The sequence below is a fragment of the Enterobacter cloacae complex sp. 2021EL-01169 genome (assembly GCF_020733125.1).
Taxonomy (GTDB): domain Bacteria; phylum Pseudomonadota; class Gammaproteobacteria; order Enterobacterales; family Enterobacteriaceae; genus Enterobacter; species Enterobacter roggenkampii.
Genome location: NZ_JAJFTC010000013.1, coordinates 78,770 through 103,871, shown reverse-complemented (window position 1 = coordinate 103,871; position 25,102 = coordinate 78,770). Strand labels below are relative to the sequence as shown.

At 50.8% G+C, this 25,102-nt stretch carries 27 protein-coding genes and 1 tRNA gene; all 28 read right to left on the bottom strand.

All coding sequences use genetic code 11. The features are described 5' to 3' along the window. Positions 1-547: 547 nt before the first annotated feature. The 28 genes from LLF79_RS22310 to LLF79_RS22175 all read right to left on the bottom strand — a co-directional run bounded on the left by LLF79_RS22310 (position 548) and on the right by LLF79_RS22175 (position 25,017). Positions 548-622 (bottom strand) — tRNA-Asn (locus LLF79_RS22310). Positions 623-1,371: 749 nt separating this feature from the next. After that, positions 1,372-1,677 carry a hypothetical protein gene (locus LLF79_RS22305; RefSeq protein WP_004110169.1) on the bottom strand — a complete coding sequence of 102 codons (306 nt, stop codon included), beginning with the start codon at positions 1,675-1,677 and terminating at the stop codon, positions 1,372-1,374. After that, positions 1,674-1,826 carry a hypothetical protein gene (locus tag LLF79_RS22300; RefSeq protein WP_000613550.1) on the bottom strand — a complete coding sequence of 51 codons (153 nt, stop codon included), beginning with the start codon at positions 1,824-1,826 and terminating at the stop codon, positions 1,674-1,676. The genes LLF79_RS22305 and LLF79_RS22300 overlap by 4 nt, the downstream gene beginning before the upstream one ends. Next, complete coding sequence (locus LLF79_RS22295) at positions 1,826-2,038, bottom strand: hypothetical protein (protein WP_022649968.1); 213 nt, start codon at positions 2,036-2,038, stop codon at positions 1,826-1,828. The genes LLF79_RS22300 and LLF79_RS22295 overlap by 1 nt, the downstream gene beginning before the upstream one ends. Beyond that, positions 2,022-2,186: a hypothetical protein gene (locus LLF79_RS22290; protein ID WP_172687143.1), complete on the bottom strand. Its 165-nt coding sequence runs from the start codon at positions 2,184-2,186 to the stop codon at positions 2,022-2,024. The genes LLF79_RS22295 and LLF79_RS22290 overlap by 17 nt, the downstream gene beginning before the upstream one ends. A gap of 11 nt (positions 2,187-2,197) precedes the next feature. Beyond that, positions 2,198-3,520 carry a hypothetical protein gene (locus LLF79_RS22285; protein ID WP_022649967.1) on the bottom strand — a complete coding sequence of 441 codons (1,323 nt, stop codon included), beginning with the start codon at positions 3,518-3,520 and terminating at the stop codon, positions 2,198-2,200. Positions 3,521-3,554: 34 nt separating this feature from the next. Continuing rightward, positions 3,555-4,031: a hypothetical protein gene (locus LLF79_RS22280; protein ID WP_022649966.1), complete on the bottom strand. Its 477-nt coding sequence runs from the start codon at positions 4,029-4,031 to the stop codon at positions 3,555-3,557. Between the two features lie 81 nt (positions 4,032-4,112). Next, the gene (locus LLF79_RS22275; RefSeq protein ID WP_022649965.1) at positions 4,113-4,907 is read right to left on the bottom strand and encodes a hypothetical protein; all 795 of its coding nucleotides are present in this window, start codon (positions 4,905-4,907) and stop codon (positions 4,113-4,115) included. Positions 4,908-4,987: 80 nt separating this feature from the next. Continuing rightward, a complete protein-coding gene (locus tag LLF79_RS22270; protein ID WP_022649964.1) occupies positions 4,988-6,103 on the bottom strand; it encodes a hypothetical protein in 1,116 nt (371 codons plus the stop codon). 158 nt (positions 6,104-6,261) lie between these two features. Further along, positions 6,262-7,602: a DnaB-like helicase C-terminal domain-containing protein gene (locus LLF79_RS22265; protein ID WP_006812582.1), complete on the bottom strand. Its 1,341-nt coding sequence runs from the start codon at positions 7,600-7,602 to the stop codon at positions 6,262-6,264. Between the two features lie 60 nt (positions 7,603-7,662). Beyond that, a complete protein-coding gene (locus tag LLF79_RS22260) occupies positions 7,663-8,388 on the bottom strand; it encodes a hypothetical protein (protein WP_022649963.1) in 726 nt (241 codons plus the stop codon). A gap of 196 nt (positions 8,389-8,584) precedes the next feature. Beyond that, a complete protein-coding gene (locus tag LLF79_RS22255; protein WP_022649962.1) occupies positions 8,585-9,343 on the bottom strand; it encodes a DUF2971 domain-containing protein in 759 nt (252 codons plus the stop codon). Between the two features lie 45 nt (positions 9,344-9,388). Next, the gene (locus LLF79_RS22250) at positions 9,389-9,742 is read right to left on the bottom strand and encodes a hypothetical protein (RefSeq protein WP_161496783.1); all 354 of its coding nucleotides are present in this window, start codon (positions 9,740-9,742) and stop codon (positions 9,389-9,391) included. A 5-nt stretch (positions 9,743-9,747) separates the two neighbouring features. Next, the gene (locus tag LLF79_RS22245; RefSeq protein WP_022649960.1) at positions 9,748-10,413 is read right to left on the bottom strand and encodes a division plane positioning ATPase MipZ; all 666 of its coding nucleotides are present in this window, start codon (positions 10,411-10,413) and stop codon (positions 9,748-9,750) included. 154 nt (positions 10,414-10,567) lie between these two features. Continuing rightward, positions 10,568-11,317 carry a hypothetical protein gene (locus LLF79_RS22240; RefSeq protein WP_022649959.1) on the bottom strand — a complete coding sequence of 250 codons (750 nt, stop codon included), beginning with the start codon at positions 11,315-11,317 and terminating at the stop codon, positions 10,568-10,570. After that, complete coding sequence (locus LLF79_RS22235; RefSeq protein ID WP_016051638.1) at positions 11,302-11,724, bottom strand: hypothetical protein; 423 nt, start codon at positions 11,722-11,724, stop codon at positions 11,302-11,304. Before LLF79_RS22235 ends, LLF79_RS22240 begins: the two co-directional genes overlap by 16 nt. A gap of 348 nt (positions 11,725-12,072) precedes the next feature. Further along, a complete protein-coding gene (locus tag LLF79_RS22230) occupies positions 12,073-12,324 on the bottom strand; it encodes a hypothetical protein (RefSeq protein ID WP_016051635.1) in 252 nt (83 codons plus the stop codon). Position 12,325: 1 nt separating this feature from the next. Further along, positions 12,326-13,018: an endolysin gene (locus tag LLF79_RS22225; RefSeq protein WP_016051634.1), complete on the bottom strand. Its 693-nt coding sequence runs from the start codon at positions 13,016-13,018 to the stop codon at positions 12,326-12,328. 12 nt (positions 13,019-13,030) lie between these two features. Further along, on the bottom strand, positions 13,031-13,354 hold the full coding sequence (locus LLF79_RS22220; protein WP_016051633.1) for a hypothetical protein: 324 nt from the start codon (positions 13,352-13,354) through the stop codon (positions 13,031-13,033). A 92-nt stretch (positions 13,355-13,446) separates the two neighbouring features. Further along, positions 13,447-13,680, bottom strand: a complete 234-nt coding sequence (locus tag LLF79_RS22215) for a lipoprotein (RefSeq protein WP_016051632.1) — start codon at positions 13,678-13,680, stop codon at positions 13,447-13,449. An 11-nt stretch (positions 13,681-13,691) separates the two neighbouring features. Next, complete coding sequence (locus tag LLF79_RS22210) at positions 13,692-14,300, bottom strand: hypothetical protein (RefSeq protein ID WP_022649956.1); 609 nt, start codon at positions 14,298-14,300, stop codon at positions 13,692-13,694. Then, positions 14,300-14,554, bottom strand: coding sequence for a hypothetical protein (locus LLF79_RS22205; protein ID WP_022649955.1), 255 nt, complete (start codon positions 14,552-14,554; stop codon positions 14,300-14,302). The genes LLF79_RS22210 and LLF79_RS22205 overlap by 1 nt, the downstream gene beginning before the upstream one ends. A 43-nt stretch (positions 14,555-14,597) precedes the next feature. Beyond that, positions 14,598-15,134 carry a hypothetical protein gene (locus LLF79_RS22200; protein WP_022649954.1) on the bottom strand — a complete coding sequence of 179 codons (537 nt, stop codon included), beginning with the start codon at positions 15,132-15,134 and terminating at the stop codon, positions 14,598-14,600. After that, complete coding sequence (locus tag LLF79_RS22195; protein ID WP_022649953.1) at positions 15,134-18,688, bottom strand: tail fiber domain-containing protein; 3,555 nt, start codon at positions 18,686-18,688, stop codon at positions 15,134-15,136. The genes LLF79_RS22200 and LLF79_RS22195 overlap by 1 nt, the downstream gene beginning before the upstream one ends. A gap of 87 nt (positions 18,689-18,775) precedes the next feature. After that, complete coding sequence (locus tag LLF79_RS22190) at positions 18,776-22,933, bottom strand: phage tail protein (RefSeq protein WP_022649952.1); 4,158 nt, start codon at positions 22,931-22,933, stop codon at positions 18,776-18,778. 17 nt (positions 22,934-22,950) lie between these two features. Continuing rightward, on the bottom strand, positions 22,951-23,541 hold the full coding sequence (locus LLF79_RS22185; RefSeq protein ID WP_016051626.1) for a tail assembly protein: 591 nt from the start codon (positions 23,539-23,541) through the stop codon (positions 22,951-22,953). Next, a complete protein-coding gene (locus tag LLF79_RS22180) occupies positions 23,529-24,326 on the bottom strand; it encodes a C40 family peptidase (RefSeq protein WP_022649951.1) in 798 nt (265 codons plus the stop codon). The genes LLF79_RS22185 and LLF79_RS22180 overlap by 13 nt, the downstream gene beginning before the upstream one ends. Then, positions 24,319-25,017, bottom strand: coding sequence for a phage minor tail protein L (locus LLF79_RS22175; protein WP_016051624.1), 699 nt, complete (start codon positions 25,015-25,017; stop codon positions 24,319-24,321). The genes LLF79_RS22180 and LLF79_RS22175 overlap by 8 nt, the downstream gene beginning before the upstream one ends. Positions 25,018-25,102 lie beyond the last annotated feature (85 nt).

The window sequence follows — 25,102 nt, the reverse complement described above, 5'->3', positions numbered from 1 at the left end:
AACTCATCAAGGCGCGGGAATAAAATCCCATTCAGACGCCGGATAGATTCAAGCAAGCCAACTTGTCGTCAAAATCGGTGTTGCAAAAACGGGAGTGACCATAGATTCCGTTTTCTGAGACGACCCCCATATTGAGTCCTTTCAAGTGAGTCACCGAAAGAACTATACCGACAAATAATAGGTAAGTCATTACTTATCAATTGCATTTTTATGAGACATTCAAGACTCATTGTTTCAGTCTTTGGAAGACTGTTGCTGCGCGGTTATCGAAACTTGGTTAATGCTAATGTACGCGTACATTAGCATTAACCCTCTCATTCCGGCAACAAATAGCATTACAGCAGTGGGAAGCGACGAGAACCATCAACAAAAAAGGGGCCGAAGCCCCTTTGGATTTTGCGCTGAAAAAAGTGTAACTACGATGCTAAGAAGCACTATGGTTAAGAACGTCTGCCGTGTCTATCACAGCGTTGAACGGTCTGGCGACATTTGCGGAGTCTTTCCGTTCGGACGGTGGTGGCGAACTCCAAACCGTTCAGCGCTGTGTTGGCGATGGTGGGTGGACTCGAACCACCGACCAGTTGATTAACAGTCAACCGCTCTACCACTGAGCTACACCATCATTATTCGCGGCGGTACTTGTTCATGGACAACCAGGCAACCAAGAACTTTCCCGCAACTTGCACTTTACGTTAGTGCCAGACGAGGCTTGTGGCTTGCTCACATAGAGCGAAGATCTGGAATCCTTCTCGGCGGTTGATGGCCGCCAGATTCTTCGATCTTATTGGATGTATGGAATCATCCATGTTGTGAAACCAGGGGCTACATAGGCAACAATGATTTCACCAGAGGGTTAAAGAATCCTGCTTTCACAACGTTGAGGCCACTGAACCGATTTATGTTCGACCCAACATATTGATCAGTCACTACAGCTCTGTGGAATCACCTGTATGATTAAAAGAAAAACAGTGACCTCAACGTTGTGCGCTGGCTAACCAAGCCAGCCGGGTTACGTCGCCGCTTTTAACCCAAGATTAAACGACATAAGTAATGGAAATGACGTAACAGGATGGACGGTCAGTTGGCTGAAACCGGGATGATGGAATGGAATGAGGAAAACCAACCGCCCATCCTGTTACTTCATCGAATAGGGCATGGGTGGTGCAACATGCCCTATCCTGCGTTCTGCAATCACACTCGCTCAGTGTGTCCCATTTCGGTGACGAGGCTGGAAACTGACCTCGCTGGTGTTTGGCTTCTTAGGCTACTGCCAGGTACGTATCTTCGTTTGCAGTTATATTTAACGTTCAAACAGTCGCGTCTCAACGAAAACAAGTGAATCTTATACATATTAGATAAGTAAGTAAATACTTATTTTTCTGTGACTCGTTCAGTTGCTATCTTTTTGATCAAACTCACCTTCTGTTCCGGCGTTCTCGTGATGATGGCCGTAAAACGCTTCGCTTGAATAGTGATAGTTTCGTTCTCCTTGAGTTCGCCGTAGTGAGTCTCCAGCAGAGAACCCAGGCGCCACAGACCGTCGTCTATGCGTTTATGGCTGGCAAATCTGATCAGCAGTAGCTTTACGATTAACTGACCAATGTAAAAGGCATATCCGAAGCCGGCCGCCACAAGGTAGGTTGCCAGCCACCAGTCGAATGAGGTCAAATTGCTCATTTCTGCACTCCCGTCTCGTGAACAACCCGATACAGACGCTTACCGATGCGAAGCGTTTTGGTTTTCAGTTCCTGCCTGACCAGATCGCGACAGATACTGAAGCCGAGGGCCACGCCCCCAGCAAAAGATAACAGGATGTATGGAATCATCAGAACGCCCCCGCCTCAGTCAATTGCTGTAACAGTGAGTGTCCTTTTTCAGTGAGTTGATAGTTCTCCACACATCCTTTTGGCGAAACGTTAGCGACAAGATTCATACGTTCCAGTTTGGCGCGGGTCTTTGGCTTCCAGTTGGCGTAGAACTGTTTCCACTGGCTGATTTCACGCAGAGTTTCTTTCTCCCGTTTACTTAACATGATCATCCTTAATCTCCTTCAGTGTGTACGTGATATCTACAATGCGGTAAATGCGGCCGCGCCTCTGCATGACACCGGCTTTTACGTAATCGTTGATGCAGCTGGACATAACCAGACTGCCGATAACAATGCCGACGACCAAAAATACAATCATCCAGCCGAGCATCAGTCTTTATCTCCAATACGGTCTTCGGTATCTCGCAGACATTTCGGCCACTTCAGACGTGGGTGGCGTAAGCTACCGTCTGGCGTTTTCTCATGGCAGTGAACCTCGACGATGCGTCCACGATATTTCTCCTGATTGTTCCAGATCTCATCCAGGTACTTATGTTTGATACCGCTGGCACGCACGATGACGCCGTTCTCCAGACGAATCACTATCTTGCCTAGCGTATGCGCAAAGCCAGAGTCCGGGTCGCCTGGCTCGAAGTCGATGATTTCACCGTCTTCGGAATCCTCGTCTTTCAGCTTCCACCAGCTGCGGGTACGCTTGAACTCGTAAACAGAATCCGGATCTTTGCCCATCTCCCCCTCTTCATTCTCATCCAGGCGCTTCATGAAGCGTTCGATAAAGTCTTCATGGCTATGGATGATGTAGAACGGATGCAGGTGGATATCTTGCGCGTAATCTTCCCCGCAAGTGTTGCGGAATAACGCCACCAGCATAGCCAGGCGCTCTTTCAGCTTCATGCCGGTCTTCAGGTACTCTTTGCTTTTTGCCTGAGCACGCCACTCCGGTAAGAAGAAATCGAAGATATGGTAAACGGCACCAATGGCTGTCACGTTCTTCTTGCGAAGCGCCGACACGGACTGGTTGAACGTACCTGCAGTACCCTCACCATCGAAAAAGATGTGCTTGAAACCGGAGAGTCTGCCTCGCTCAAGCATGGCTGGTTTAAGGTGATCGAGTGACGTAATCGGATTGCCGGTACGCGTCAAGAAGTTCACCTCTTCCTCGTCAACGATAACTTCGCAGATAACCCGGAGACCATCGAGTTTGAGGCTGCCGATCATTGGCCACTTGGCCTTTGGGTTTTGTTTAAATGGGTATTTGTCGCCTTTCTCCTTGTACGGAGACGCCAGCTGTACCTCAAACTTCGGAATTGGGTTTTCGAACACCTTGTTGCACAGGCTAATGCCGACGCCGGCTTTCGGATCTTTCAGCAGGAAGCGACGAAACACGTCCTGCCCGTCAGCGCACATTGAGGCAACGAGTGATTCGACAGCAGTAATGGCCGCGTTCCCGGTCAGTTCGCGCGCCGCCAGCTTCTCCAGCAGCTCGACTACCTTCTGATCGCTGGGTACGGAAGTATCGAGTGGCTCGGCCACTTTGTACTTCTTCACACCGAATCGAATGAATGGGTTGAGCATTAGCGAGACCATGCTCTGCTCAAATTCATCAAGGTTGGCCAGCGCCTCTTTCTTGGCGTTGGTTCCCATCGTTTTTATGGCATCCAGCTTGTGCTTTAGGGCGATCAGTTTTTCCATTAGTGTTTAACCTCCATCGGTCGCTCGGGAGTTTTCATGTGTTTTCTTTGGTTGCTTCTTCAATGAGTGCCGCGTACACGTCAGTGACGGGCGCCAGTGAATCGGTGGACGTGGTTTCGGGTTTGGCTGGTTCTGTTTTCTTCGTGCGTTTAACCAGACTGTTAATCGTCATGGTGTTGCGCTTCCGGGTTAGCGTTCTGGCGTGGTCGTTTTGCTCTTCCACTTCTTTGATAAGCGCAGCCATATCGATGAAGTAGAGCTGTTCGCCTTTGCGGATCTCTTCGACCATCATCTTCAGCGCCTGGCATTTGCCAGCAGCAATGGCCGCAGCGCAGGACTGGAACGATGTCGCCGGGAGGCGCTTCTCTTTGTAGGCGAGGATGGTGTGCTGGCAGACTGTATAGCTGCAATGGGCCTCATGGCCGTTGATCTTCACTTCCGGACAGCGCAGCGAATAACCGTTGTTTCCGGAGATAGACGGGATTTTCGACAAATCTGTTCTTGTGGACATGCTTCTAACCGTAGTCGTGTACTTACTTATTAAGCGCAGTTTAAAAAAGCCCCACCAGGGGGCTAAATGGTTTTTCGAGGCTTACCAGGTCGCCCAGCCAGTCATTTTGTCCTGAGCGGCTTCGAACCGGTATGGCTCCAGTAAATCGTTGGCATGGTGGACGGCGTATGATTTTGCCTCCTGTTTAATCATCGGCAGCTCGTTGGCCAGGCGTGCCACCTGCCCTGCAAAACTGGCGAGCACACCGTCACATGCCTGACCCGCGTCAACAATGATGCGCACCAGGTCTAAGTCGCTGCGGCACATATCGCAGATGATGCCGTATTCCACCTCACGAATGCGCTCAACGGCTTTTTTGGTATCGCCACTGACCACCAATTCCAGCAAACCAGGTGGTGTTGTCAGATCGGTAACGCGTTCGGTAACTTCAGGCAGTTCGACAATGCTCAGGAACGCCGCGATAGACGGATCATCCTCTACACCAGCCCTGCCTTTGATCGCGCGAAGAGTTGCGTCGACAATTTCCTCAAATCGTTCACCTTCATCACACACCGCCTGATTGGTGTAGACAACGCGACCGTCGTACCATGCACCGGCACGTACTTCGACCGTTGCGTCCTTCATTTTGCGAGTGAACGCCACGAGTGCCGCGCGTTTCTGTTTAACACCAGGCAGCTCCGGGGACTCTCCAAAACGAACCCATACCCGCATGTATTTCGAGCCTTCCCCAAGAGGTGCTGTGCTCACAGACGTGGCGATGTGCTCCAGCGCAGTTTGGATCGCCTCATCGATAATCTTCTGGCGCTCTTCTGTATCAATTTCTACGCCTGATTTGTCGATAATTTCGGTAACGGACTTCTGAATATCTGCTTTCATAAAGGTTCCTCAATTCCTTCGTCGAGCATATTCTTACAGAAAAATAAGTATGTATCTACTTATCATTAAAGGCGTGCAATTTATACAAGAGCTTTAATGCCGAGTACCTTGCTTTGTAGCTCCAACTGTCTGGAGTACGGCTTGGCACGATAATAGGCTTTTAGTATCTGCTCTGGCGTCGCGTCGCCGGGGTCGAGACCTTCTTCGCCCAGACAGGCCACTTTGACATTCAGTCCGATGCTGGTGAGACGTTTGGCCGCTGACATGGTGTTGCGGATCGCTTGCTTTTCGCTGTCCCACATCATGATGACGTTGCGTAATCCACGCGCCTTGAGCGTCAGGAACGCGCCTAACTGATCTTCAGCGTCCTCATTCATATTTCCGGACAAGTGCATCCCGAACGTGCCAATTGGCTCTACATAATCCCGCAGCGTCTCTTCGTCGAAGATGGCTCGCTTCACGCCCATTACGTCAAATGCCCCTTCACACACAACGACCGTTTGTTTTCCGACTGCATTGTGGCCGTTGTAGAGAAACTTACCCGACGCCGGCAGCTGCATGGGGAAGAGATAACGGCGTTCTGCTGCACCGGTAATGTCACGCCCCTGGAAGGTCTTCATCACGCCATCCAGATCGTAAACCGGTATCAGGATGCGCATATCAAACACCTGCCCTTTGACCTGGTCTGTGTACGGATCGACGTATGCGTGCTTGCCTTCGACGCAGTAACGCAGATCAAAGTATTTGGCCAGCTCCGGGGAGATATGGCGCTCCACCAGATAATCAGGAAGACGACCGTCAATGGGGAGTTCGTAATGGCGCGGGAGAGCTACTGGCCCTTCGAGTTCAACCTTGCTGGCCAGCACGACCTCTTCCGTCTTCGGCGCCCATCCTTGTGAGATCAGCGCGTTCTGGACGTACTCTTCAAAATCGCGACGGGATTTGCCGCTGTAGTGCTTGAGGAAGACCAGCTTGTTGAACTGAATCTCTTCGGGATGATCACCAGCAAAGCATTTGCCGACGCCATTGGTCAGGTTGAAATAAACCTTCCAGTTTGAGCTGCCGCATACCGGACACTCCTTGATATTCACCTCACGTCCACGAGTACTGACGCCACCACGACGGTAGATGATTCCTTCCATATCGAGCCATTGTTCAAAATCCAGCTCGGTCAGTAATTCTTTCAAGTCGCTCACGTTCTTAACCCTACTTTTTGCAGGTAATATCTTGATAATCCTCGGTATTTGAATACCATAAAGGCTCATGTGTTTTTTCTTTTGTGGCTTTGGCAAAAGAGAAAATTTGTTCTCTTATGGAGACCGGCGTGGAGAGCGTTTCTCCACGCCTTCTTTTTTTAGAGGACGTCCATAATGCGTTCGATGAATCGCATTTGTTCGAGGTTCTGCTTAACGCGGATGCTTACGCCGCCTTTCTGGTTACGTGAACCAGCGAAGTACAGACGCGCTTCGCCTTTCGCCTCTTCCTCTTCCGTTTTGTTGATCGTGATAACGAGGTCAGCGATACGCACCTTCTCGATGTTGTCCGCTGCGTGCATCATTGTTGCCACCTCAGAAGCACCACCTTCCCTGTTAGTCTGCGATGCAGTGATGCCGGCAACGTTGTGTTTGTCGTACAGCGCACGCAGGTCAGTGTAGATGCTGCGAATGTTGGCGCGGTCGTCGCGGAGGTCGTAGCTGGCACGCATCAGGTCAGCGTAGTCGACCACGACCATGTCGGGGATCATGCCATTGGCTTTCATGCTGCCCAACATACGATCCAGATCTGCAGGCGACATGCTTCCGGACGGTCGTTCAACAATCCACAAGCTCCCCACGCCTTTCGTCGCGCCCAGCTCTGCCAGTTTGCGATGGACGTCGTCGCGGCGCTCCACCAGCTTGGACATTTCGGTCTCAGACAGACGGGCGTCAAAGCGATCTGACAGAATGGAGGTGTGAACTTCCAGCGACAGATACAGGACGTTGTAACCGGCAAGCGTGGCGTTGATGGAGAACTCACCCATCGCCGTCGATTTACCAGACTTCGCGAAGCCCATGAACAGCACCATTTCACGCTTTGCCCAGCCTTTCTGGTAAAGCAGCTTGTCGAGCAGCGGTAGACCCGTTGTGATGCTGTTTGGCACGTAATCGTCGGACGCTTCATACTCACGCGCCTTGTAACGCTCTGCTGATTCAGAGAAGTAATCGTAAATGCCGGTCGCTTCGTTAGAGCCGATTTGCTGGACTTTAGCCATGATTGCCATCGCGCCCTGGAAATCGCCCTTCTCTTTCATCTCAGCCGCTTTAATCAGCGCGTCGTCGAATGCTACGCTTTTGGCGAACGTGGCGACCTGGTCGACCATGTACGCCGTGTCTGACAGCTTCTCAGCGAGAATCCGCTTAAACGCCTCAACGACGTCGGGGAACAGCTCTTCGCGGATCGTCTTATCGCGTTTGGCGCGTTTGAGCATGTCGAGTATGGCCGACGATGATGGTGCGCTCTTATACATTCTGTAGTAGCCCGACACCATGTTCACCAGAATGGCGTTGGCCGCATTGGAGAACTGGTTTGGCGCAACCAGATCACCGGCGCGAGTCAGAAACTCATGGTCGCGACAGAAGTAGGCTGCGAGTCGATTCTGGAAGTCGTCGTCGAACTCTTCAGACAACCCTCGTCCTGTGTGGCAAAGTTCGGTCATGTGCTTTCCTTTGGTGCTTAAACAATTTGTTTTCTAATACTAAAAAAGCCAGATAGGGGATCAACAGAATCGCCGTGCTTCTTCCAGTTCTTCCGGGAAGTGCGCGTAAATCACACGCTCAGGCACGATTTCCATCAACCAGACAGCGGAGAAGATGATGCGGACGCGCTTGTCTCGGGTAATGCCACGCAGACGCTCCAGAACCCACTCAAAATAGCGTTCTTGAATCGGGTCGTGCTGCATATCTCCCAGATGCTTAAAACTCACCAGAGAGTCATCCAGACGGGTTACAGCGCGTTTGGCTAACTTCTCTTCGAATATCTCGATCAGCTCGGGCTGCCAGAGATGCTGGGGGCGAGGCAATTTGTCCCACAGACGGCGTGCAGCTGCGGACAGAACGGTAGAAATGAAGTAGTCATAAGAGCAGCAGTACTGGTCGGCAAACTGGCGTGCTTTCCAGAGAGACGTTTTGTTCGCCGTCGACAGCTCCTGATACGGCACACGTTTCAAACCGGTTGTGAATGGGGCCGTCTCATAGTGTTCGCGGCCATGCGACAGCATGATGTATGAGTACTGGCGCTTGTATGCCTCAGTGAAAAGGCATGTGGCCATAAGCGGGTGCATGTCGCGGTAATCAAACCACTTTGTCTCGAACAACTCAGCCTCATCCTTGCAGCGTGACAGCCCAATATTCTCGGCCACCCACTTGTCCATGACTGTGGTGTCCCACTCGGTCATGAAGTCGTACTGGTCGTTGTTAATAGTGTTAAAGAAGATCTGGCTCATGTGCTCCGCCGATAGGTAGTCACTTACTTATCATAATGGGCGAATCATAGCGACTGGAGATGTTTTTTGGAAGTGGAAACGGAAGGGAATGTGTCTGGGAAGTTGGCATAGAAAAAGACCTGCTTCCGTATAAATAATAATAAGTAACTTAGTATTTATATATACGGAAGCAGGTTCTTAATTGAAGCTGCCAGAACTAGTAACCTTGAAAAGTAAGGTTCTTGTCCAGCTCCACACGCTTCAGTTGGTACGAGTCGGTAGGGCAAAGCATTTTGTACACGGCCAGATTGCTGTCCAGCAGTTCACGGGCAAAACTTTCCAGCTCTGGATAGGGTTTGCATCCGATAGAAATCTCTTTGATGAGCGAGGTGTCGAACTTCTTAATCCCTGGCAGCTCAGAGATAATCCGGAACTCTTCTTCGTACTTCCAGCTCTCACCCTTGTGCAGAAAGATGGCTCTGACAATGTCGTACACATCAGCGGTATAGAAGTTCACTTCAGGCGGCGATTTCACGTACTCCACATCACCGTTTAACGCTGTGTGTTGGTCATCCAGCGCTTCCACAATAGCGTCATCAAACCCTATGCAAAATCCAGAGTGGGAGCTGGCGTAATGCGACCACATCAGGTAATTGGTGTCAGTTCTGGTGAGGCATATCACACCGGTATTCAAAAGCAGATTTCCGCGCAGCATATAGGCGTCAAACTCTTCGGCGTTTTTGGTTCGCCCTCTTAACCAGTTCTCACCGTCCTCGTCGCTTTTGCCAGGCCACATCTCATAATATCGGACACGCTTCTCCGGGATCGTGGCGTCAAAACTAAATTTGGCTTTGAACTCGGCAGGGTCATTGAAGTCGTGTGGCCGGGTGGCTCGGATGGTTCCATCTTCGATGAAGAATTTAAGAATTTTGATTAATTCGTTTGGGTCTTCATGCCCTACGTATTTGTACAGCACAAACAAAGTCCTTTTGAGTTAAAGGCGTCTTTCGACGCCTCTTATTTAACCTTTCTTCATCAACTCACGTTTGATTTCATCGGTGCGCATCGTGACGTCGGCAGCTGTGATCGCCTCGTTCAGTTTCACGATGTCTTCGATTTCCTGCGGCGACTTCTCTGCCAGATGGAAAATGGCTGCACGAATCACGTCAGAACGGGTGAATTTCTCGAAACGAGGGATGAATTTCATCATCTCCAGCAGATCGAAATACTCGTCTTCCAGCGACATTGTGCGGCTCTTAATCTTCTCTTTCCCACGAGTCGGACGCCCCTGCGGTCTGACTGGCTGGCGCATTGGGGTGCTGCTTTTTGGCTGCTCTTCCGGCTCTTTGCGCTTTGCAAGGTCTCCCATTCTCATGGACATTATTCTTCCTCCAGACTCATGATGTAATCTACAAACTCTTCGAACTCGGCTTCTGCCTTCTTATCGCGTTCCGCGCCGGTCATTTCAAAGATAGAACGACCGGCCTCTTCCGCATCGTCATAAACGTTACGGTTGTACAGATTAACCGGCGCAGCCTCGATGCCAAATGTCTCGACAATTTCTTTCGCCGCCAGAATACGTGATGCCTGGGAAGGCAGTGACGGACACTGGTTCACTACCGCGCGGATCTTCACTGTCTCGTTCACATTGCGAACGTTGTCGATGATCGGGTCGATATCACGCAGAGATTTCAAATCACGACGTTTAGGACGCAGCGGGATGATTATCACGTCAGCCATAAGCATCGCCAGACGCTGAATTTCGGAGTCAAAGCCACCAGCATCTACCACTACATAATCGGTGCGCCCCTGAAGCGATTTAAGATGTTTGACGATATCATCCTGAACATATGCGAAGGGAATCAGCTCAAGATCATCATTCTGGCGACGGTCTTCACACCAGCTCGTCGTGGTACGCTGGATATCGATATCGGTGACGTGAACCTTCTTTTTCTTTTTAACTTTGAGGCATACCGCAATTTGCTGGGCAACGGTAGATTTGCCTGGGCCGCCTTTTGTGCCGCCAACCACAATGATCTTGGTCATTGGTGAGTTCCCTTTGCGTGAATTATTGTCGTATGAAACAACTTGTTTTCTTATATGTGATATAGCCTAAATGCCTACGGCTGCGGTGTAAAGGTTAAATGATAGGTACTTGAGGAATGTGGAGCGTGGGATCAAAAAACCCGCCGTAGCGGGTTTATGGGAGAGAGATGATGTTGACGATGTGCGTACAAGAGCCTTTATCAAGTCGCAGCTCGCGGTCTCCCCACTCGTCTGTTACGCGACTTAAAGGCAAACTGCCAATATCCCACGGCAGGAAGCCGGTGGTAGAACCCTTTGCCTTGTCGCCGAGCTGGTCAAGACAACATTTTTTCACGGTATCGTAGATCATAACCTCGCCATATCTCCGCATAGTACCTGACCACATGGACGCACCCAGAATGGTTTGCAAATTGTCGCAAACGAGGTGGCGGTATTTGTCCAGTATGAAGCGATATGCTGTAGAGCCTATGCGGGCTGAGTCAAAAGGCGGTTCGAGATAAGCGCCTTTGATTTGCTTACCGAGGTATTCATTCCCATCGACGCCAATAAACGAAAAATCGTTATAGGCAAACCGACCCACAACCTTCAGCTCTTCTGGGCTAAGAGTCGCATCCACGATCTCAATTTTGATGATGTGTTCGGCAGCCTCAAACGCACTCATCCCCTCGTCATCCATAACCCGCGTGATTTCGTCAAATTGATAATCTGAGTTATAGGAGGGCAAAAGATACACAACGAGAAAGTTGTCGAACTCGCCTTTATCGGCACGCATCTCCACCAGACGAACAACATCGCCTTCTGGTGTCGCGAAATGAAAGGTCTCTAAAATAGTATAGCCGCCCATAGAGAGCGGCATTTTGTTCAACTGCTTGTGGTAGCGTTCATCAATTAAAGAAGGTGCCATTGTTCTTTTTTGCGTTCTGGTAAAACGCTTTCCTTGAGGTCGTTGAACTTATTCTTCATGAATTGTACAACGGCTTTCTCAATTTTTGGAACAATGGATTCTTTAACATCAACAATTTCGGGGTACTGTTCTTGCGGCTTGAGAACAAAGCGCAATTTGTTATTGCGCACAACGACCTCTGCCAAAGGAGTTACAGTTGAGGTGCTGTTGGAGATGTTCTCTGCGCGAGTAACATCGCTTTTGAATGTGACAATGAAGTGCTGGCGGTCAGCTGTTTCGCGACATAACATGCGGCGCACTTCCACTGAGTCTTCACTGTTATGAAAACGCATAGGGAAGCTATCGACTACCGCAGTGTTCGTGCGGATCGTTTGCATAGTACGTGTTTTGTCATGATAGTTGAGCATGTTTCCACCTTAGCCGTTAAGACGTTGATGTCGTGCGGCGACCCCATCGGGGTTTAGAGGCTACGAGAATGCAGCGCTTCTTTGAAATAATGTATGAATGCCTTGACACTCGTTGATTAAATCTACATCAGTCACAAACTAATTGCAACCTGACCACTCCCCAAAACCCCGCTAACCACGGGCGCTTACGCGCTTCCGTCTGCTTTTTTGCCGCTCCATTGGCACAAACGCTCGCCCACCATATTGTGAGTCAAGATCTGTCGCTCTGTCTCTTCGGTCATTAAATCCTCATTACTCACATAGATAGGGTTGGCTGCATCGCAGAAGAGCACGCCGGAAGTCTGTGTCTTAATCACGCACCCACTTACCATGCAGCTCACGATGAACAGCAGAAGCGCCTTTCCGCCGCACTTCATTAAATGTCTCATTTTTGACGTCCACTGTACTTTGAAGCCTTTTCCTGTCTTCCTGCCTTGCCTTCTCTTCGATCGCTTGCCGAGCCGCACGACCACCCATCGCATAAGCACCGACAAGCACGAAAAGAACGGCAGCTAGGGTAATCAGAGCAATTTTCAACTTCGAAACCAGGCTGCCGAACATTTTAAACCATCCCTTTCTGGTGTTTGCGTACCTGAGACCAGGCAATAAAGCCGGCCACAATGATGGTGGCTACGCCAAAAATGATACGAACCGTATCACCGCTGGTGATATGACCTTGTGCCTTATCCATCGCCACAGACACTTGGGGCATTACGTCGGCCAGCTGCGCCAGCCCAATACCTGCCGTGACAGTTGCGCCAGCCGTTTCTTTGGTCACAGGAACCGCTTTAACCGTCTTGATCGGCTTAACGACGCCAGCGCGACGCAGACCTTCCTCAATAACTTCTGCCGCATACCAGGTGTTTGGCGTTTTCAGTGGGCCACGGCCGTTCTCGTGCCGAATGATCGCCTCTACCAGCGGACGCAGAGTGTCGTAGTCGTGTAGATCGATGATCATGTCCGGGGTGACACCAACGGCTTTAGATACCTCGTTCACGTAGGCACTGGTGTTGTTTTCGTTTGGCGGCGCCCAGCGCTCGATGACCTCGCGAATGGTATCGATGCTTGAGCCGTCCTTCGCCCGGCGCTTGTCGTGGTAAGTGATGAGCGTTACCGCCAGCGCTCGAATCCCCCATACAGGATCTTTGAACGTGCAGAAACGTGGTTCGGAAGGGTTGCTAATAAGCCCCTGCCACGGCGACCCCTTATCGAGATTGCCTGGGTTGTTGTTACGAATACCTCTTGGAGTTTTCATCCTTGATCTCCTTTATTGCAGTCCATTCTTGACGCCGTAGGCGGCTAACCCCAGCAGCAGCGCGGTAATCAGGAACGACGTAATCTTTGAGATAATGCCGCCAAAGAACCCGCTGGAGATGGTGTCGAGCCGGTTAAGAAGTTTGTCCAGGTTGGAGTGCTGAATGCTGTGTTGTGCAGGCGTCATATCGCCAAAGTAGGTTTTGAGCTGGTCATTGACCTCCTGGCCAATTTCTTCACGCAACTCCTTACCTAATTTGCCAACGACTTCACGCGCAACGATTGCGGCAATGCGTTCAACCTGCTCAGGCGTTACGCCTGCCATCTCGTTCGACATGATTTCCTCCATGAAAAGTCAAATCGGGATGGCAGTTTTATATCACAATATAACTGTATTTTGTAGGTAAGCACTTACCTACAAAATGAGTTTTAAATTTTTGGGCATGAGCTTAGTGAGGTGAAAGCACCAGAGCCGACCCAACGCCAGTTAAAGACACTACCTGCACGGTATAATGTGTAATGCCCTTCTTTCTTAATCGCATAGATTGGCACACCAGTGTCAACGCCGCCTACCATTGCTCGCCCATAGCAAACCGGCTCTGGTAGTTTCTGGCACGCAGTCAAAGTTAAAGCCATACCTAAAATTAATATCATCTTTTTCATTCTATTCTCCGTTATCCGTAGAGGTTTCTGTTCAAAACTGGAACTCGGTTATTGATAGCTAATGTAGCCCCACCGTTAATTTCATTAACGAGAATCGAACTCACGGTGTTCCCATAACATGTGTAACCGTATACTAGGGTCTTCGCACCACCCGGCATCGGTATGGCGAATGCGTTAGCATATGTAGGCACAATAGCTACTGGATAATCAAAGTTGTGTTTATCTCCGCTGTTCCAGCTCTTATTATCAAGAAACGTAAATGACAATGGAATATTTGCCGTGTTATAGATCTCCACTCCCGATGAATTAAAGAAACTCATCCCCCACTTCTCTTTTTTTGAAATGCCAGTTGCGAACACATACACCGTTACACTGGAGTCGCTGCCTACCCCGCCGAAGCTGTAAATAACCTGGTTATTGCGAACTAATCGGCTTGCGAGCAGCGAAACAGCCTTTGAATAAGCAACGAAAACAATAGGCGACCGATCTGGAGACAGGCCAGTATTGAACTCACTTCCGCCTCGCAACGACACCACATGCTTACTTTGGAACACCATCGGGGTAAGACTTGGAGACATCCAGACCTTCCCATCAGAACGAACAATTTTGCTTCCGTACATTATTTCTGAAACACCAATATATAAATTGTACCGCGAGCATCAGACCAGTTAATCGAGTTGCCCGATACCGAAACACTTCCAATATATCCATTGATTGTTTCCATTATGTAGTAATCAATTGACATACCTGGCTCAATTGCATAACTTCTGCTGCCACTACCTGTCGGTAGAAAATAATCCAGATAATAAATTGGCGCTAATGCGTCAACCATTTCCTGACGGCTAGGCGACCAGATTTTTGCTCCATAACTCATTATTTTCCCTCCGTGAAAAGAGGCACTAACGTACCTCTTAAAATCAGACTCTGGAGACGGTAAACGTCGCTCCTACCTGATTGAAAAACCAGTTTTGTGCAGTTAATGCGTAATAAGTCCGCACCCCATTCAGGTACATATAATTGACAAACGACAGCACAGTACCATTAAGAGATAGATTAAAGTTTTGTGCAGGCCCATTAACCAATCCCAAATAGAGATTTTGATAACCGCTTGGTTGATAAAAATGTCGGATTTCACAACCAAACAAGCTACCGCTTAGAGAACCAGTAGGGCGCACGGTTAGAACGTTACTGAGTACATTCTGGATACTGCCTGTAGCGGTTGCAAAACCGGTGTAGTTAGTGGACACAACGACCCACTGCATGTTTGTTACCTGCACGCGGGCATCATAAGTACTGCGTCCAGTTGTGATGGTAAAGTCGGCAGTAGATTTACCAACCAAGCCACTCATCCAGAACGGTGTGCCGACCTTAACAGCCGAGCCAGCGGCGGACATCCACCGCTGACCAGTTGTTGCGACGGCTGACGACCCGACCCATCCGGAGCCAATAGCCATCAATTACCTCCCTTTAAAACAGACATTTCTCCACGGAGTTCGCGCACTTCTTCACGTAACTCCTTCACAGCCTCGACCAACATGCCGATCACACCGTTATAGTTCAGACGTAAACGCGCTTGGCCGGACTGATCATTGTGGTCGACAGTTACCAGCTCAGGCTGGACCTTCTGAACGTCCTGCGCGATAAGCCCACCAGACTGTTCGTAACGGTCATAGACCTGAATTTCATAAAGAACGCCTTCAATCTGCTCCACTTTATCAAGCGCCCGCTCAATCTTGCGGATCTGGCGTTTGCTGCGTCGGTCAGAGCGAATATAAACGTCGTTAAAACTACCATTGCCCCCGCAATACCACACGCCATCGCTCTGCAGAAAAGCCTGTGCATCCGTTCCGTTAGCAGTACGCGACTTGTTAATCATGTAGAACCCGAACTGCGAGTTCCCCAACCCACCGACCATAAAGTAACGATCGGCGTGCTCTTGACGAACAATTGCTGATGCTGAGGACGTTGCTACAGCAGAACTGTTTGAAAGCGCTGCGTTAGTCCTCATGTCGATCCACGATGTGCTCGACGTCGGGATTCGGATATTTCCGCTCGTGACATCCACCCCTCCCCCAACGCTCAAGCCATTCCCCATTGAAACTGCACCGCTTGCGTTTGCAATAGTAATCGGTCGTAAAGCATTCCAACTTCCAAGCGGATCTCCAGATGCGGTCAAAAGGAAATAGGTGTTCCCCCCATCATTTCTGATAAAGAAACCATAGTTGCCATATGCCGCGCGGTAGGCGTTGGCCGATCTGGAAATGATATCCCCTGCTGCAGTCAGACCACCTGAAAGCGTGCCACCGGACAAAGGCAAAGCCCCCACATCTGCGGCGCTCGGCTTGTTGAGTGTGGTGTAGAGCTGTGCCCACGCCGACCAATTTGCATCACTAGCATCACGGCGAGAACGAACGTAAACTGGCGCATGAGTACCGCTCGTTCCGCTCCAGCCAATCAATAGTTCACCTTCACCTGAAGACGCCGCACCTTTAAGATGAATGACGTTGCCATAAGTCGTTGGGTAATTGTTGCTGTAGGCTTCATACATTTGTATGCCGGACATTGCCCCCTGGGAGTTAGCTTCCAGCGCTGCGACTCTCCCGCATGACACAAGTGTGGGAATGGAGATATTTGCTGACCCGTCAAAAGACACGTTATTAATCGTTCTTGGGGTCTGTAGCTTAGTCGCTGTTGCTGCATTGCCTGTTGTACTCTGATTACCCGCAGTATTTACGCCCGGCAAATTGATATCAGTTGACCCATCAAAAGAAACTCCGCCAATTTTTCGCGCTGTTTGCAGTTTTGTCGCCGTACCAGCATTGCCCGTAGTGCTCTGATTGCCTGCTGTGTTTACGCCAGGTAAGTTGATATCGGCTGACCCATCAAAAGAAACCCCACCAATTTTTCGGGCCGCCTGCAGCTTCGTAGCTGTGGCTGCATTACCGGAAGTATTCTGATTACCCGATGTATTTACGCCTGGTAGATTGATATCTGCGGAGCCATCGAAAGACACACCTCCGATACTACGAGCGATCTGGAGCTTGCTCGCCGTTGCAGCGTTACCGGAAGTACTCTGGTTGCCCTGAGCATTCACCCCCGGAAGCACGATATCTTTGCTGCCATCGAACAATACGCCACCGATGCTGCGAGCGGTCTGCAGTACAGTCGCTGAACTTGCGTTACCCATGAGCGATCCGGTAATAGAGCCATCTGCATCGGAAAGCACACGATGATAAACAACTCCCACAACGGCGTTTTCCGGTAGCGTATCCAGAACCTCAAAAACTTCCAGGGTCTCTACCGCTGCGCCAGAGAACTGAAGGTTAACAATCAGCTTCTGAGCACCCGCACCGGCATTCAGATAGATATCGTAGTTGTCCTCATCGGTGTTCACAGTGGCTACGTTCTGCACGGCAGAATCCATTGTGCGATAGGTAACTACATTCAGGCCACGCGGATCGCCACTAGCTGTTCGAAGCACTATGTCGGCCATTGCCGCCTGATAAGGGCTGTTGACTTCATATCCCGCACCGCCAATGATCTCGATATAAACGGTGCTGGTCGACTGCGGCATACGTGCGCGCGAAATCTTCACCCATTTAGGCGAATCGGTAGTTAGGTCCATCTCTGCGGAAGTCCCTTTCCACTTCACGCTCGCTACACTTGATTGGGCATTCTGAGCATACTCATACGCCTTATCCTCAGACTCTTTCGCTTTTGTTTGGGATATTTTTGCTTCACCCGCGGAGGTTGACGCCTCGGTTGCCTTCTTCGATGCGAGCACAGCGGACTCAGCCGCCTCATTCGCTTTGACTTCTATCCCAGCCAGAGAATCTGCCGCTGTTGTTGCCGACGCAGCTGCACTCGTCTCTGACTTCTTAGCTTCACCTGCGCTCAATGCAGCGGCTTCTTTGCTGGCTAACGCAGCATCAGCGTATTCGCCAGATGCCGAAGCACTATTAGCCGCAGCCTCGGCACTCAGACCTGCGGCAGATTCACTCTCAGCAGCAGCCTTCTGCGATGCGTCGGCGTTGGTTTCTGAAACTTTGGCCGCAGCAGCACTGGCCACCGACTCCCCGGCGCTCGAAGCAGCATGAGTTTCTGACTCCTTAGCCGCATTTTTCGAGGCCAGCGCATCAGCTGCACTACCAGCGGCGGCCTGCTCTGAGGCAGAGGCATTGGTTTCAGAGGTTTTTGCAGCAGCAGCAGAGTCAGACGCAGCAGACGCTGAAGCAGAGGCTTCGGATGCACTGGTCGCAGCCTGAGCTTCAGATGCTTTAGCCGCATCTTTGGATGCCGCGGCACTCGTGGCTGATTCACCAGCTTCAGTCGCTTTGGCAGACGCTGTCGCGGCAGACGCAGCAGCATCGACCTTGAGGCTTTCAGCATTGGTTTCAGACGTTTTGGCAGCGGATGCACTTACACCGGCAGCGCTTTCTGATGCAGCTGCGGCGGTAGCACTCTGGCTTGCTTCGGTGGCTTTGGTCGTCGCTGTATTGGCGCTTTCCGCAGCGGCCGCAGCACTGGCAGCCGCTGCTTTGGCCTTTTCACCAGCGGCATCGATAGCGTCGGTATTGTCTTTGTACCATTGCTGATTGGCATTGTGCTCATTGACGATCTGCGTCAGCGACTTCACGGTCACTTCCGTACCGTCTTCACGCTCAAGCGTGACCTCATCAACAGCTGTCAACCAGCTGCGCATCGTCTTCGAGTCGGCTGACATACGGGTCATTAGCGCGGTAAAACGTGCGCTGAACTGCGTTAAATCGCCCTCATAGGTTGTAATGATGCGGCACGGAACTTCCGTCTGGGTTTCGCCTGAATACGGCTCCACCAGCAGCAGGCTGGTGTCATTGAGTACGCGCTTAATTTCGTGCAGTTTGTTATCAGGGCCAATGACAATCATGCCCGGCAGCACACCATTCGCGGTTACGTTCCAGAACGTACCGGTGCCGGTGAGTGTGTCACTCCCCTGTGTAAATGTGATAGTACCTTCCCTGTACCACATATTCGCTCCTTGATAAGACGGGCATCCTTGCCCGTTATTAAGTAAGTACCTACTTATTTTTACCGATATGAAGAAATATTTCTACTGTCAAAGAAGCCCAATCCTCACCCGGAGAACGTTGTTGTCGTCATAGACATCGATACGCTGGCCGTTGATGACCAGACGACCGTTACCGCCACTATTGCCGTTGATCTCCAGCACGCCATTTTTCCCAAAGCGCCATCCTGAACGGCCAGAGATAAAGTTGGTGGACTGTAGGTCGCCAACTTTGGCGTTGGTGATTGTTCCATCCTTGATAAAAGCGCCGTTCATGTAAGCAACGCTGTTTTCGACCACAAACGGTGTGGTGATTTTCCCGTTAACCGAGTTCACAAGACCAAAGCGGTCTGCTTGAACAAGGAACTGAGAAAGACCTGTGCTATCAATGCCCAGCGCGATACCGGCAACATATTTCTGGCCACCGCTCGTGGAGGTCTCCATTTTAAGCGTCCACGCTGTCGAAACCTTTTTGTTGGTATCGGCAATTGCCTGGGCCTGCTGCTGGATAGTGGCCGAGTTGCCATCTACTTCAGCCTTAATCGTATCAATACGACCACCTAGTGCTTTATCGGCTTCCGCGCGTGCGGTTGCTTCAGAAGTAATAGCGGCACTGATATCTTTTCCTGTCTGAGCCTGCAAATTGGTGATTTGCCCTGCCAGCGCAGAGTCGGCATCGGTTCTGGCTTTCGTTTCTTCCGCAACAGCCGCCTTAATGTCGGCACCTGTTTGGGCCTTTAGTGTTGTGATTTGTTGTGCCAACGATTCGTCGGCGGTCGCTCTTGCAATCTGCTCTTCGGCCAGCGCCGCGCTGATATCTCCCTCAACCTTCGCTTGCAATGTTGTGATCTGCTTCGACAACGACTCATCCGCCGTTGCACGAGCCTCTTGTTCGGTCACAATTGCCGCAGCGATATCGTCGTTAATCTGAGCTTCAAGCTTGGTTATTTGGGTCGCAATAGCCTTATCAGCCTCAACACGAGCCGTCGTTTCTTCAGTGATAGAAGCGCGAATATCTTCACCAATTTCTGCGCGGATCTCTTCCACTTTCGAGGCCATTGCAGACATATCGTCGGCAAACGTCTTCTGAGTGGTTGCGATCTTCGCGTTATTGACCATCTGCTTGTGCTGGTCTTCATCCTGACGCAGAGCGAGATCGATATTGGTTTTGGCCAATGCCTCAATATTGGTGGTTACTTCCGCGCTGGCTCGCTCGACTTCGGCCACAGTTTTCTTCATCTCTTCAACAGCAGCAACGCTATCGTCAACAGAAGACTTCATCGCCTCAATCTGTTTGGCGTTCGCCATATCGCCTTCTACTCGGGCCTCACGTTCTTCGGCAATCAATGCAGAAGCATTATCGAGTGCTGCATGAGCTGCTTCGACCGCGCCAGCTACGGCTTTGCCCTGCTCGGATACAGTTTCCTGTAACTCAACTAAAGCCGCATTGGAATCTTCAACCTGTTGCAGAGCGTCATTGACCTTATCCAAAGTGCCGGACACTTCCGTTTTAAGCCCGTTTTGCGCTTCTTCTAGTCTCTGATCTGCCGCCGTCAACTTGTCATCGAGATCTTTGAGGCTTTCCTCCATCTGCTGATAGATAGAATCAACAGCCTCCTGAGAAACCTTAGAGTCGATTTCCTCAAGCAACTCCTGTCCCAACTCAGAAGATGTGATTTTCCCTGTCAGGAATGAGAGAACATCCTTTGTCATCGCCTCGGTACCCAAATTGGAGTTCGGCGGACTCAACATGCCTCTCTTATTTGCCGCGCGAACCCAATAGAACCACGTTTCGCTATCTCCCAGACCTGCATGGGTGAAAGTAGTACTGGCGGCCTCGGCAATCAGTTTTGCGGTGTCCAGGTCGTTGGTCTGTGACGCATACACGTTGATGTGGTCGAGATCGATTGAATCAGGGTTAACCCAATTCAGAATCACGTTGCGATAGTCACCCACGGCCGTCAACGCAGTCGGTGCGCCTGGCGGTGTCATCGTTCCCTGAACTTTATAGACTGTACTGATGATCTCAGTCTTTTTGCCGCTGAATGACACAGCATAAAGCTGGATATCATATTGGCCGTTCTCGGCAATATTGATGATTTCGTACTGCTCTTCAGTGACACGCGCGGACTGCCAGTTAGAAACGTTGTTCTCGTCCGAGCGACGCCAACTGATCCAATACTCAGCAGACTTACCTTCCCAGGTCGCAATAAGCTTGATGGAAAGGTTGCCTGGGCTGGAAATATACGTTCCTTCCGTCACCTGCAGGTTTGTCGGCTTCGAGTATGTTGGATCGAGAACGGTGTTGTTCTCCGGAATCAGCGTCGCCCCATTGTCTATCGCTTCGTACTTCGAAGGGTTATTCTGGACGACCGTCACATCGAAAGACCCTTGCGCATCACCCTGTGCAACGTTGATAACGCGTACTCGCATTGGCTCCAGGTCTGGTTCGGTGATAGTCCAGATGCCATTCATTACTGGCATTTCGCCGGATGCCAGAGACTTCGAGAACGTCACTTTAGTGATATTCTCCCCCGTCTCCAGAATGTCGCGTTCGACGATCTTGCCTTCCTGGTTCAAGATGCGAATGTAGCTGCCGCTTTTCTTCAACGATACTGGTGCGTCTAATGTAATGCTGCTCTTGTTAAAGGACATAATGCGACCGGAGTTGCGCTTGCCCGAACGGTACTTGTTCTGGATTAGCACGGTTTCACCAGGCATCAAGAACGAAGCATCGAGACCTGCAGTAAAGGTGATAACGTCAGACTCCATGCGAGCGGTATACAGCAACCACAAACCGACACGATGCGCCTGTCCACGGCTGGTACAACCGAACGCAACCACTTCAGTTTTGCGCTCGCCATAACGGCGCATCGCCTCCTGGTCTTCGACGTACTCGATGTTCTGCTTGTAGCCGTCTTCTTTATTGTTGTAGGTGACAAGCGCAACGGAAGGACGATCTTTGCGAGCTGAACCTTTATAGCTGAACAGGCCATCTTTGACGTTTGCGTTGGTAAACATCATGACCGGGTCTGACGGACTGTCCTGCATGACGTTGACCATTCCACCAGCCCAGAAGACCATACCGCGGAAGGCGCCAGCGATATCCTGAATCAGTCGATAAGCATCCTGCCGGCTGGTTATCTGGGTGTTGATGGCGAAACGCTTCTCCTTGCCGCCGAAACCATCGTCGACCTCTTCGTCGCAATAGCGACCGATCTGATACATCTGTCCAAGATCAATCATGGACTCAGAGACAAACTGCCCAAGGCCATATCGGGCGTTGGTCAGAACGTCGAAGAGAATCCAGGCTGGGTTAGAAGATGACAGCAGCTTAAACGTACCGTCCCAAACACCAACATAGGTATTGGTGTTCTCGTTGTAGTTTGACGGCACGCGGATTTTCAAACCACGCACCAGATACGAACGAGAAGGCATAGAGCTGCCGAACTGCTCTGAGTTAACCTTGAGTCCAACAAGCGCAGAGTTCGGATAGTTCATTGGCGTATCGACGATCTCACCGATGGAGTCCACCCACGTATCGTTATAGAGATACTGAGTTTTGCTGTCGTCGGTTAGGCGTATGACACGAACCTTATATGCGCGGCCAGGTTTCGGCAGTTTGAGTTCGTAGCTGCGGTAGTAAACACCTGTCTTCTTCGCTGTCAGGGCAACTTCAACACTTTTCTCGCCTTCAGCAACTACATCAGCAAATGTTCCATCGCCATTGGCGATCTGAAACTTGTATTTGACTGTTGTGCCGTTGGTGTCACCCGATTTCTTATCCACGCTACGCAGAGAGGGAAATTTGAGGATGACGCGAACGCGGTCAGCTTCATCGTTATCGATGGAGACTGTCACCTCATGTGTCTTTTTCAGCTGAATGTTGATGGATTTGGGCGTTTCAACAAAATCAAAGCCAGCCATAGGCGTCTGGTCTTGCGAACCGTCGCGAAAATCCCATGTAATGCCGCTATAGTTGGCCGAGCCGTCTTCATTGAGGATCGGCAGATCATCGATGAAAATCGATTTTGCACCGTCAACCAGACCACCAATAACGCCTTCCCCGAGCAAGTCGAGGATAGACGCCATAGCACGCGAGTTAACGGTATCATCGGCTTCAACCGGCGTGCGGCTGGAGCTGCTGCTTTTCTTGCCGCCTGCACCTGCGATCAGGAGAGGCAACCTTTTCTTCTTGAACTGTTCCATGTTCAAAAAATCCCTTATTACATAAGCTGGTCGATGGTGATAGAAGAACTCACAACCTGCGAGCCAACCAAAATTTCCTCTCCATAGATGAGCTGCACCGGGTTTCCCTGGTTAGTGGTGTTCTGCGGCCCATCGAAATAGAACGAGTCGGAGTTATCCGCCTGTCTCACACTGTCGTTCGTCGCCTGTGGCGAAATGAGTTGCGCGACGCCGCCCATCATTAATGACAAACCGAGCGGAGCCAGGGCTGGAACCCAGATGGAGGCGACCATCAAAACAGCACCCACCACCGTCTGAAACCAACCAAACGCAGAGCCGCCACTACCGCGAGGAACTGGCGTAATTCGGATCTTCGCGATGTTGTCGGACTGCCCCATCATCTGGTACTCACCTTCGTCGACCGACCATTTGTGGCCCTGCTTGTTGGTGATCTGGATGTGGTATTTGTCGTAGGTTTTGAGGTTTCGCTTCATCCAGGCTTTGAATCCGGGGCGATTAGCCTCAATCAAATCCAGAGCCTGCTTGGTGTTGCGAACCTTCAAATGCCAGTGACGACCGAAGTGTTTGGCCATAGGGCCGCCAAGTTGCACATGAACTAACTCAGACACGTCTCATCTCCCTTGAGTAAGTCTCTGTGACGCAGGTGGTGCGTCGTGTGTTTCTGGTACATGCCACCGTAATAAGCGCGACAACTCAGGCGGTCGATCTGGTGATGCAGGATCATGCCGTCTCCGATATACACCGCGCAGTGGTCAGGCATTTTTCCGTACTGGATGAAGAAGACATCGCCGCGCTGCGGTTCCGTCCCTGGCGCAAGACGCACCAGCCCTTCATTTCGATAGTTCTGGTCGAGAATGTCGTTGTCGCCCGTGTACCATGACGGGATATGCAGGTGCGCATTCGGATTCAGCTCAACACCAAACTCGCGCTTGAGATAGTCGCGGCAAAGCATCCAGCAGTCGAAGACACCGAACACATAGGGTCTCCCCAGATAAGGCATCTCAAAGCCGTCTGGGGTGATCACATTCATCTCACTGAAGTGAAATGGCGCATCGCCCTCGACATTCTTCCGAACAGCCAGAATCAACCACGGAACTTCCGTTGCCTCACATCCGGCTCGGTCGGCGTCTGACGCATCAGCTGATTCGTCAGTGTGGGAGTGCCAGATGGCAACCACGTCCCCCGCATCTTCCGCAGCGATAATGTCGTCAGCGTGCATAACAAACGTGTTTTCCGGGTACTCCGACACGTTCCGGGCTTCAATGAAGCGATATTTCTCGCCAGTGGTGCGCACCAGAAAGCCACACGCTTCGTTCGGGTAGCGTTTGATGGCTGTCAGATAGATTTGTTGCATAACGTCCGAGCCAAGCTCAGGGAGCACTTTATTACCCATAACGTGTTGCTCCGATGAACCCGCCAAAGTGGATTACGCCATTGGCAAAGTAGTTACGGCGAGCGTTGCATGAGTCGTAGCGTTTCGTGCAGTAATCCGCGCCTGACATGGTGGTTTGCTGGTTGTTTTTGTCGAAATATGGGCCGGTGTAGCCGCACTCTGGGCCGCGGTATTTCCACGGGCAGGTGTTTTTGATGATCTGGCGGTACGGCAGCTGCACGCCCATCAGATCGAACACACTCGACAGCTCAAACTCGACGACCTCATGGGTTTCGAGAGTCTTCTGTTCGATGAACCACATCTCATCCGGGAAGTGCTGATTTGGATCTGCGGTTGGATTCCCGTCTTTGAAGTTGGCCGCATCGAGAAAACGCGCCAGCGTCATCTTGCGGATGATGCGGCAACCCACCAGATCGTCGTTTGCCTGAACTTCAGCGGAGACAGTTCCGGCAAAGTTGGAGACCTGGATTTTTGGACGCGGCAAAGTACCCTGACCAGTCTTATCAAAGCCTGACGCTTTGATTGGCCACGGTTCGTAGGACACACCCTGCCAAACGACTGGCTCCATCAGTTCGTTTGTGCCGGCGTGGAAAAACAGCTTGCCCCCAGAGGTGGTGTTCGACATATCAAGTTCGAACAACTCAATGAGCGCGGAGGGCGACAAGCTCTGAATATCAGCTTTAATACCCATCGTTTCTTCCTTGAAATAAAGAGGCGCCAACATCCTGTCAGCGCCTATAAATAATAGTAAATAAGTGCTTACTTATCTAGTAGGT

Excerpts from the sequence above, each read along its gene's own strand:
- LLF79_RS22305 (WP_004110169.1), bottom strand. The coding sequence starts at position 1,677 with ATGAGCAATTTGACCTCATTCGACTGGTGGCTGGCAACCTACCTTGTG.
- LLF79_RS22300 (WP_000613550.1), bottom strand. The coding sequence starts at position 1,826 with ATGATTCCATACATCCTGTTATCTTTTGCTGGGGGCGTGGCCCTCGGC.
- LLF79_RS22295 (WP_022649968.1), bottom strand. The coding sequence starts at position 2,038 with ATGATCATGTTAAGTAAACGGGAGAAAGAAACTCTGCGTGAAATCAGC.
- LLF79_RS22290 (WP_172687143.1), bottom strand. The coding sequence starts at position 2,186 with ATGATTGTATTTTTGGTCGTCGGCATTGTTATCGGCAGTCTGGTTATG.
- LLF79_RS22285 (WP_022649967.1), bottom strand. The coding sequence starts at position 3,520 with ATGGAAAAACTGATCGCCCTAAAGCACAAGCTGGATGCCATAAAAACG.
- LLF79_RS22280 (WP_022649966.1), bottom strand. The coding sequence starts at position 4,031 with ATGTCCACAAGAACAGATTTGTCGAAAATCCCGTCTATCTCCGGAAAC.
- LLF79_RS22275 (WP_022649965.1), bottom strand. The coding sequence starts at position 4,907 with ATGAAAGCAGATATTCAGAAGTCCGTTACCGAAATTATCGACAAATCA.
- LLF79_RS22265 (WP_006812582.1), bottom strand. The coding sequence starts at position 7,602 with ATGACCGAACTTTGCCACACAGGACGAGGGTTGTCTGAAGAGTTCGAC.
- LLF79_RS22260 (WP_022649963.1), bottom strand. The coding sequence starts at position 8,388 with ATGAGCCAGATCTTCTTTAACACTATTAACAACGACCAGTACGACTTC.
- LLF79_RS22250 (WP_161496783.1), bottom strand. The coding sequence starts at position 9,742 with ATGAGAATGGGAGACCTTGCAAAGCGCAAAGAGCCGGAAGAGCAGCCA.
- LLF79_RS22245 (WP_022649960.1), bottom strand. The coding sequence starts at position 10,413 with ATGACCAAGATCATTGTGGTTGGCGGCACAAAAGGCGGCCCAGGCAAA.
- LLF79_RS22240 (WP_022649959.1), bottom strand. The coding sequence starts at position 11,317 with ATGGCACCTTCTTTAATTGATGAACGCTACCACAAGCAGTTGAACAAA.
- LLF79_RS22235 (WP_016051638.1), bottom strand. The coding sequence starts at position 11,724 with ATGCTCAACTATCATGACAAAACACGTACTATGCAAACGATCCGCACG.
- LLF79_RS22230 (WP_016051635.1), bottom strand. The coding sequence starts at position 12,324 with ATGTTCGGCAGCCTGGTTTCGAAGTTGAAAATTGCTCTGATTACCCTA.
- LLF79_RS22225 (WP_016051634.1), bottom strand. The coding sequence starts at position 13,018 with ATGAAAACTCCAAGAGGTATTCGTAACAACAACCCAGGCAATCTCGAT.
- LLF79_RS22220 (WP_016051633.1), bottom strand. The coding sequence starts at position 13,354 with ATGTCGAACGAGATGGCAGGCGTAACGCCTGAGCAGGTTGAACGCATT.
- LLF79_RS22215 (WP_016051632.1), bottom strand. The coding sequence starts at position 13,680 with ATGAAAAAGATGATATTAATTTTAGGTATGGCTTTAACTTTGACTGCG.
- LLF79_RS22210 (WP_022649956.1), bottom strand. The coding sequence starts at position 14,300 with ATGTACGGAAGCAAAATTGTTCGTTCTGATGGGAAGGTCTGGATGTCT.
- LLF79_RS22205 (WP_022649955.1), bottom strand. The coding sequence starts at position 14,554 with ATGAGTTATGGAGCAAAAATCTGGTCGCCTAGCCGTCAGGAAATGGTT.
- LLF79_RS22200 (WP_022649954.1), bottom strand. The coding sequence starts at position 15,134 with ATGGCTATTGGCTCCGGATGGGTCGGGTCGTCAGCCGTCGCAACAACT.
- LLF79_RS22195 (WP_022649953.1), bottom strand. The coding sequence starts at position 18,688 with ATGTGGTACAGGGAAGGTACTATCACATTTACACAGGGGAGTGACACA.
- LLF79_RS22190 (WP_022649952.1), bottom strand. The coding sequence starts at position 22,933 with ATGGAACAGTTCAAGAAGAAAAGGTTGCCTCTCCTGATCGCAGGTGCA.
- LLF79_RS22180 (WP_022649951.1), bottom strand. The coding sequence starts at position 24,326 with ATGGGTAATAAAGTGCTCCCTGAGCTTGGCTCGGACGTTATGCAACAA.
- LLF79_RS22175 (WP_016051624.1), bottom strand. The coding sequence starts at position 25,017 with ATGGGTATTAAAGCTGATATTCAGAGCTTGTCGCCCTCCGCGCTCATT.